The organism is Wolbachia endosymbiont of Nomada ferruginata (assembly GCF_001675785.1).
In the GTDB taxonomy this organism is placed as follows: Bacteria; Pseudomonadota; Alphaproteobacteria; order Rickettsiales; family Anaplasmataceae; genus Wolbachia; species Wolbachia pipientis.
Map to the genome: position 1 here is coordinate 1 of NZ_LYUY01000130.1, position 2,722 is coordinate 2,722.

A 2,722-nucleotide genomic window follows, 5' to 3' on the forward strand; every position below is an offset into this window, starting at 1 on the left:
GAGAAGATATGCTGTTTTGATTTGTGTGAAAATTATTGTTGACTTATGTGCAATTAGAGAACCTAAGTCACTTTAGCTATAATTCAGAATTGAGAGCTTTTAATAACTCTCTAACTCCCACTTAGGTCTTGGTGCAAAATTGAGAGAATCTATATAGCTTTTCTGTAACATTTCAATTCCTGCCCATCCAACCATTATTGCATTATCTGTACATAGGTTGTTGGGAGGAAAAAATATGTTTAAGTTTATGTGTTGCTTTAATTTTTCTCTCAAGAAATTATTTGCTGCAACTCCGCCGGTAATCACAAAGTCATTGATTTTGATATTTAAAGATTCGGCCATAATAATCGCATTACTAACCCTGTCCAGCAGTATGTCACTAATACACTCTTGAAACGAAGCACATACATCACACACATCTTGCTCGCTCATTTTAAGTTCTTGCACTAAGTTTTTTACTGCTGTTTTAATTCCAGAAAACGAAAAGTTACATCCAGAACGTTTTATCATTGCCCTTGGCAATTTAAATCTTGCACCATTGCCTTTTTTAGCTAACTTTTCAATTAATGGCCCTCCGGGATAGCTTAAACCCAGCATCTTAGCAACTTTATCAAATGCTTCTCCTAGTGAATCATCGAGCGTTTCTCCAAGTTTAATGTATTTACCTACATCCTGTGCAATTAAAAATTGACAGTGACCACCTGATATTAGTAGGACTAAAAATGGAAATTTTACCTCATGCAGTAACCTAATAACCAATGCATGCGCTTCTAAGTGATTCACTGCAATGAACGGTTTTTGTGCTACATGCGCAATTGCTTTAGCCATCATTGTACCAACTATTAATCCACCTATGAGTCCTGGTCCTGATGTTGCTGCAATCGCATTGAGGTCACAAAAGTTAAGGTTAGATTTTTCCACGGCGCTTTTTATTAGACCACTTAAATGCTTCATATGAGCACGTGAAGCTATTTCAGGGATCACTCCACCACGTTTTTTGTGTTCTGCTTGGGAGAGAATTTCGTGAGCAAGGACTTGCTTGTCACTATTTACAATCGCTACTGCAGTTTCGTCGCAGCTTGTTTCAACAGCTAAAATGGTTTTCATGTATATTCGAGCACTTTATTGTCAAAACTATATCTTGAAACGCTGTAGAAGTTAACTGCAAAGTTAACTTCTACAGCTAAAAGATTTACCGACAACCGTCATCCCGCTGCTTGTTAGCTGATGAGATGCCGCGCACAACTGTACGAACATTATGATTTGAGAGCAATTTCCACTAGGAAGGTGTCATTCCAGTGCCCAGACACTGGGATCCAGGAAAAAGAATGGTGTCATCCCAGTGCCTAGACACTGGGATCCAGAAAACTTCACTTTAAATGAGCACACCAGGTGGCTGTACAATAGAAACTGGATTCCAGTGTCAAGCACTGGAATGACACCATCTACTACTCAAATTACCTGCAAATTGCAATGTTCGTACACCAAAAGAATGAATCGCGGTATGACGGTTCGCAGCGGTATGACGTAGGAAAACCTGCACTATAAGCTAATCATCATCTTCAAATATGGAGCTAATTTTTTTGCCCCCAGGAGAAAATTTATTAGTCCAACTGCTTTGCACTTTGGTTACGTCTTTAGTGGCAGTTTTATTGCTGTATTCCTTAATTTCCTTATCTATTCTCTCCATCATTTGTGGATCCAGGTAGCTCTTTTTCCATTGATCAGTAGCAAGGAACACTTTGTTTAAGTCTTGAGTGCGGATTAAGTATTCTTTATCTTTAGGGTAAACCTCCTGCGCCCAAGCAAACAGCTCAAAGTAGCGTGCAAATAATTCAGATGCACGTGATTTTGCAGTTTGATAAGCCTGTATCTCCTTAAATATAACTTGGCCGATAATTTTCTGCACAAGAATATTTGCTTGCTTTAGGTTCTGCTCAATATCCTGGTAAACTTTATGGAGAAATTCCTGTTCCAAACTTAAGTTCAGTTCATTTTCAACCATGTGTGAAAGTTCATGCACTATAATGTATGGGTTTGACTTCCTCAGTACAATAACATATCTATTTACACTGGAAGACCTGATTGTCTTACACACTCCCTCTTCCATATCCACTAATCCCTCTTGGTATATTTCAAATGAGAGCCTATTTTGCTTTATTAGTGATAAAGTGAGGTTTAATGTGTTTCTAAACTTCTCAAATTGATAGAGATATTCGACATACCGTATTGCATTTTCACTGCTTCCTACTTGAGTTGCTTGTTTTATTAAATTCCTGATTAGCATGCCTTATTATTAAAGGAATTTTTTTTTATACTCAAGAGCTATAAAGTGTTTTTAGGGAGCCTGATTGCATGGCTAAAGTAATTCATGTTTACTGATAACCGTCATACCGCTGCTTGTTAGCGGGATGACGATTGTCAGGGCAGCACCCCCTATGATGTCATTCAAGTAGCTGACACTGGTTCCTTTATGACGGCAGTGCCCAGAGGCGTCATCCCAGTGCCCAGACACTGGGATCCAGGAAACTTAACTTTACACCAGGTAATAAGAACTGGATTCCAGCGTCACGCGCTGGAATGACACCATTTTCGGTCTCTTAAATTGCTTTAGCCATAAACATTAAGAAATTTACCAAATGAAAAAAAAGGCAAAAGAAGCCCCGTGGTTGGCTAATTACTTACATTATACTTTCAAGTATGGCGTTTTTTTATTCTAAAC

At 38.4% G+C, this 2,722-nt stretch carries 4 protein-coding genes and 1 pseudogene; 3 read left to right on the top strand and 2 right to left on the bottom strand.

Annotated elements, in window-relative coordinates; genetic code table 11:
• Window positions 1-99 precede the first annotated feature (99 nt).
• On the bottom strand, window positions 100-1,107 hold the full coding sequence (tsaD, locus tag BA053_RS05880) for a tRNA (adenosine(37)-N6)-threonylcarbamoyltransferase complex transferase subunit TsaD (protein ID WP_065095013.1): 1,008 nt from the start codon (window positions 1,105-1,107) through the stop codon (window positions 100-102).
• Window positions 1,108-1,227: 120 nt separating this feature from the next.
• On the opposite strand from tsaD, the gene BA053_RS08420 reads away from it, so the two are divergent.
• Window positions 1,228-1,350, top strand: coding sequence for a hypothetical protein (locus tag BA053_RS08420; RefSeq protein ID WP_255356255.1), 123 nt, complete (start codon window positions 1,228-1,230; stop codon window positions 1,348-1,350).
• Window positions 1,340-1,510, top strand: a pseudogene (locus tag BA053_RS08735) (WPE palindromic element domain-containing protein); the annotation flags it as partial. The gene BA053_RS08420 and the pseudogene BA053_RS08735, both read left to right, overlap by 11 nt.
• 39 nt (window positions 1,511-1,549) lie before the next feature.
• Here the strand turns inward: BA053_RS08735 and BA053_RS05885 are convergent.
• Window positions 1,550-2,287 carry a WD_0702 family putative metalloprotease gene (locus BA053_RS05885; RefSeq protein ID WP_065095012.1) on the bottom strand — a complete coding sequence of 246 codons (738 nt, stop codon included), beginning with the start codon at window positions 2,285-2,287 and terminating at the stop codon, window positions 1,550-1,552.
• Window positions 2,288-2,473: 186 nt separating this feature from the next.
• Here BA053_RS05885 and BA053_RS08425 point away from each other — a divergent pair, with 186 nt between their 5' ends.
• Window positions 2,474-2,584, top strand: a complete 111-nt coding sequence (locus BA053_RS08425) for a WPE palindromic element domain-containing protein (RefSeq protein WP_255356256.1) — start codon at window positions 2,474-2,476, stop codon at window positions 2,582-2,584.
• The last annotated feature ends 138 nt before the right edge of the window (window positions 2,585-2,722 follow it).